At 32.9% G+C, this 4,560-nt stretch carries 4 protein-coding genes; all 4 read left to right on the forward strand.

Features of this window, described 5'->3' with window-relative positions; all coding sequences use genetic code 11:
• The first annotated feature begins 455 nt into the window (after positions 1–455).
• The 4 genes from F6K22_RS33010 to F6K22_RS33025 all read left to right on the forward strand — a co-directional run bounded on the left by F6K22_RS33010 (position 456) and on the right by F6K22_RS33025 (position 4,387).
• Positions 456–929, forward strand: a complete 474-nt coding sequence (locus F6K22_RS33010; protein ID WP_293108069.1) for a hypothetical protein — start codon at positions 456–458, stop codon at positions 927–929.
• A 316-nt stretch (positions 930–1,245) separates the two neighbouring features.
• Positions 1,246–1,989 carry a hypothetical protein gene (locus tag F6K22_RS33015; protein ID WP_293108071.1) on the forward strand — a complete coding sequence of 248 codons (744 nt, stop codon included), beginning with the start codon at positions 1,246–1,248 and terminating at the stop codon, positions 1,987–1,989.
• Positions 1,990–2,554: 565 nt separating this feature from the next.
• Complete coding sequence (locus tag F6K22_RS33020) at positions 2,555–3,358, forward strand: hypothetical protein (RefSeq protein ID WP_293108074.1); 804 nt, start codon at positions 2,555–2,557, stop codon at positions 3,356–3,358.
• Between the two features lie 129 nt (positions 3,359–3,487).
• Positions 3,488–4,387: a hypothetical protein gene (locus F6K22_RS33025; protein WP_293108077.1), complete on the forward strand. Its 900-nt coding sequence runs from the start codon at positions 3,488–3,490 to the stop codon at positions 4,385–4,387.
• Positions 4,388–4,560 lie beyond the last annotated feature (173 nt).

Genomic DNA, 4,560 nt, shown 5'->3' on the forward strand with positions numbered 1-4,560 from the left:
TTAGGGACGTTGCATGCAACGTCCCTAACATTAACCTCCCACAAACCCGATTTCTTATAACACTTCCATTGCAAGCGGATTTGATATGAATTGGTATTAGAAGTAAAAAATGCAAGGTTGTTCATTAATTGATAATGGATAATTGATAATTACCTCGGGTTTTAACCGAGAGGATTGAATATAAGGAAATATCCTAGCACTTTTTTATCCTTGCTCATGAGAGGCTTTATACCTTTATTTTTCGGTAATTGGTATAATAATCAATCTGTAGGATTCTACCAATTATTAAAAACTTTGCTATACTTGAAAGTTATATTTCTCAAGATTTTTTATTGACCAAGAAATAAGGTCTCAAACCTCCAATTTCAAGAGAATAAAAGAGAAAATTTCGGATTTTCTTGCCTCCGGGTGAACCAGAGGTACTGATAACTGATAACTGATAACTGATAACTGAAATGATTAGTCTCAAAATTTTGTTGTTAACTTTGGCGTTTTCTATTGGTGCAAAAGCAGAAATAATTAATTATAAACTGCAAAATAAATTAATTCCTACTCAAGCTCATAATGTAGAAGTTTCTCAAGACGTAGCTTGTACTTTTCATATTACACCTAATCATAATCCTAAAGTCGGTAAATCTTCTTTAGCTTGGTTTGCTCTGACTCGTAAAGGTGGTAAAAGTCTTCCTTTTAGTGAATGTGATTGTCAGTTAAATGTTTATGTTGAACCCCGTAAGTCTGACAGTAAACCGATAATGAATCCAGAATTAAAAGGGATTGATACTGAACAATATCAAGATATACCAGGAGCGGAAATTATGTTTCCTAAAGCGGGTGTTTATGACTTAGAAATGATTGGAAGTGCCAAAGATGGAAAAAGTTTTAAACCTTTTAAATTTAATTATTCTGTGACTGTTAGCGGTGGTTCATAAAAATAGGTAGTTTGAAATAAGTTGAAAAAGCCAAAAATAAATTAACAGATGCAATCAGACAACAGAATATTATCGAATTAATAGAGACCATAATTGCCTATAAATTACTAGAAAAAAGTCAGGAATAAATTGCAGCCATCTTTAAAAGTAGCCTATACCGATTTATCATGCCAAAACTACCATAATTGAGACATTATATCTGACCAAAAAATCAAGTCTCACGCCTCCCCTTTCAATGGTATAAAAAAGGAAATTTCGGATTTTATTGCCTCTGACTTCAGCTGGAGGTATTGATAACTAATAATTGATAACTGAAATGGGAGTAGTTTATATAGGCGATCGCGCCGTGGGAAAAACTCATTTAGCATTAGAATTGGCTGGCCCCCAAGGAAATTATGTTCGGGTCGATTTAGTCAATCAAAATTATCAAAATCTCCAGGCAAATTTACTTAATTTAGATGGTACGACTAAACCTACTCAAACTATTGAAAAGCGTTCTTTAAATGTGGAGGTTAGGTTGCCTATTGGTATTAGTAAAATTCCTGTAGATTGGATAGATTCTCCAGGGGAATTATTTCGTAGGTCGTGGCAGTCTGAGCATATTAATGAATGGCAATACTTTAAAGAAATAGTGGGTAAAAGTGAAGGAATTTTTTTAATTGTTCCTCCCTATAGAGAAATTTTACAGCCTCATATTGACCCGGAAAATTATATTACTCGGCAACAATGGTGTAATAGATTTAATCGTTGGGCTGAGTTTTTTATTTATGATTGTCCTCAAGCACGACGGATTGTAATTTGTTTGAATAAAGCTGATTTAATTAATTGTGAAATTGAACAGGAAATTTCCAAATTAAATTATTTGCCTCATGGCTCTTCTATGAATTGGCTGCAACGTCATAATTATGTTTTTAATAGTTATTTTCAACCAGTAAAATATGAGTTAGAAAAAATAAATCAAAGTCGTTATGGTTTATCTGTGCGATGTTTTATTACCAGTATTTATCATCGTAGTTTATTAGAATTACCTTGGATATATTTGGCGAGTTATTTAGTCTGAAAGAAGGAAGTAGGGAGTAGGGAGTAGAGAGTAGAATAGGGAACAAGCAAAAAATATTTACCCCGTCAGTTGTACCACATTAATCACCGAATATACTGTGAATAATAAGGAATAGGAAAATAGGGAAATAGTAGGAACTTTCTATGAAAAGTTTCATCCCTAAAAGAAGATTTTATTTATAACTGATTGTTTGAAGATGATATACAGCAGATGCCAAGTATATGAAGTACAAACATTAATAATAAAACCTTTGTAGTGCGGCAATCTTGCTCACTACTCAGAAGGATTTAAGTTTTATATTCCCTATTCCCTATATATAGCTGTACCTCACTGAGATGAAATCTGGTGTAAGAAGTCAAAAGTAAATTTTAAATAATCTTATACCATTTCTTTGTAACAATGCGCTTAATAATTGTTGCTCAGACCTTATTACACTCACTATTCTCATCTTTATATTAAGTGCAACTTCATGGATAAATGGTATTAGAAGGATTTAAGTTTTATATTCCCTATTCCCTATATTATAGTTTAAATACCTAAAAATTTAGAGATTTAATCAAAAAAAATGGGGAATATTTGTATTATTGGACCTACTGGTGCAGGCAAAACAACTTATTTGGCAGGATTAGCTTATTGGCCGGAAAAAACTAATCCAAATTTTCAAATTACAGCTATTACTAATGATGCTAAAAATTTGGCTAAGAAAGCTGAAACTATTATTCTGAATGGCGCCTCTTTAGAACCTACTATTATTGATGGAATCAGGATTAAAAGTTTCTACGATTTACCTTTGTATTCTTTTCATATAGAAATCAAACATTGGTGGCAAAGAAAACCAGAAGAAATCAACCTGGTAGTCCGAGATTATCCAGGGGAAATTTTCAATGAATTACAAGGTGGAATTTCTAATCCTTTGCATCAAGAATTTCTCGATGAATGTCTGATTAAAGATAATCTTGGTTGTCTAATTTTACTTCATAAATGGGAGCCAGGAAGTGACATATTTTATAGTAACGTAATGGAAAGATTTATTGACTTAATAGATGAAAGCGATCGGACTCAAGATTTACGTCTAGCTATAGCAATGAGTAAATGTGAAAGAGGAGAAATATGGCCTGGTCGTATTGACCCAGAATTAGATATATTTAAAGTTCATTTACCCAGAACAACAAATATTTTAAAAAGGCGTATTCCTCAACAAAATTTACGGTTTTATGCTATATCTACTTTTGGTGTTTTACATCGAAATGACCCCCGCCCAAATCGTACAGATGAATTAGGCAGTCCCCACTCTATTTTACGGGAACCTTTGAAATGGAAACCTCATGGGATTGTTTTTCCTTTGTATTGGTTAAGTAAAGGTCGGTAATTAATGGATAATTGATAATGAATAATGGATAATTACTTCTGCTTAAGAGGGCTAAAAATCGGCAAAGTTAAGACAGACAATCTTTTTTTCTTAGCCGATCGCTGACTGTTATAAAAGGATATAGAAAAAATGTTGGAATCTCTATTTAAACCGATCATAGATCGGGATTTAAAAGAAGAAAATCACTCTGGAGTTTTACGGGTAATAGGCGATCGCGCTGCTGGAAAAACGACTTATATGGCTGCTTTGGCTAGATGGCCAAATGCCGATATTTCTAGTCCGGTTGAGTTAATTACTCCAGCAAATAAAGATGGAGAATATTTAATTAAGCAGGCACAAAATTTGATAGAAAAAGGATTACAAATTGAACAAACTCGTTTAGCTAATGATGTGCTGGAAATTAAGGATTATAGTTTGAGGATTGTTCTCAAAAAATCAGATAATTTGACTTGCTCAAATACTGTTTTAAATTTAGATATTAGCTGCAAGGATTATTCTGGAGAATTTTTCAGTGATGTACTTCAGGAAACAGATTGTCAGTTACTTCGAGACTACTTAAATGATTGTTTTCCAGCTACAGGAATTATGTTAATGATTGATGGTACAACTCATCGCAAAGATTTAGAATATGCGAGAGGAGTTGATAAACTTTTAGTAGCATTAGCAGGGCGGGATATTTTGGGTCAAAAACGACGAATTGCTTTAGTTTTAACTAAGTGTGAATTAGCAGATTTATGGGGAAATAGATACAGACCAAAATTTTTGGCAGAAGCACGATTTCCTATTATTTTTAAAAGGTTAGAATCTTGGCAAGATTTGGGAATGGGAAATGTGGAATATTTTACAACTTCTGCTTTTGGTGTGACTGGAAATAAATATTTTAAACCAAATTCTCAGCAAATTTATCGCGGTCGTGGTGGGGTAGCATCTGTATTGGAAGACTCGAAAAGATGGCGACCTTTTGGTTTAGTTTCTCCCATATATTGGATTTGTACGGGTAAGCGGAATTTAGAATTAGATAAAGATTAATATTGCTTTGTGAAAGGCAGAAGAAGGAAGAAGGAAGAGGAAAGAAGGAAGAAGGAGTAAATATTTAAAAGAATTCTGTACTACCTCAATACTTTAGTTATGAAGTAATGAGTAATAAATAATAAGTAAAGTTAACTAATGTTTTGGATAATTGTAGGAAAAGAGGTAAGCAA

Origin of the sequence: Okeania sp. SIO2F4 (assembly GCF_010672385.1) — a bacterium.
GTDB lineage: Bacteria > Cyanobacteriota > Cyanobacteriia > Cyanobacteriales > Microcoleaceae > Trichodesmium.

What these genes read in the sequence shown, in the direction of transcription:
- F6K22_RS33015 (WP_293108071.1), top strand. Translation starts at nt 1,246, where the DNA reads ATGGGAGTAGTTTATATAGGCGATCGCGCCGTGGGAAAAACTCATTTA.
- F6K22_RS33010 (WP_293108069.1), top strand. Translation starts at nt 456, where the DNA reads ATGATTAGTCTCAAAATTTTGTTGTTAACTTTGGCGTTTTCTATTGGT.
- F6K22_RS33020 (WP_293108074.1), top strand. Translation starts at nt 2,555, where the DNA reads ATGGGGAATATTTGTATTATTGGACCTACTGGTGCAGGCAAAACAACT.
- F6K22_RS33025 (WP_293108077.1), top strand. Translation starts at nt 3,488, where the DNA reads ATGTTGGAATCTCTATTTAAACCGATCATAGATCGGGATTTAAAAGAA.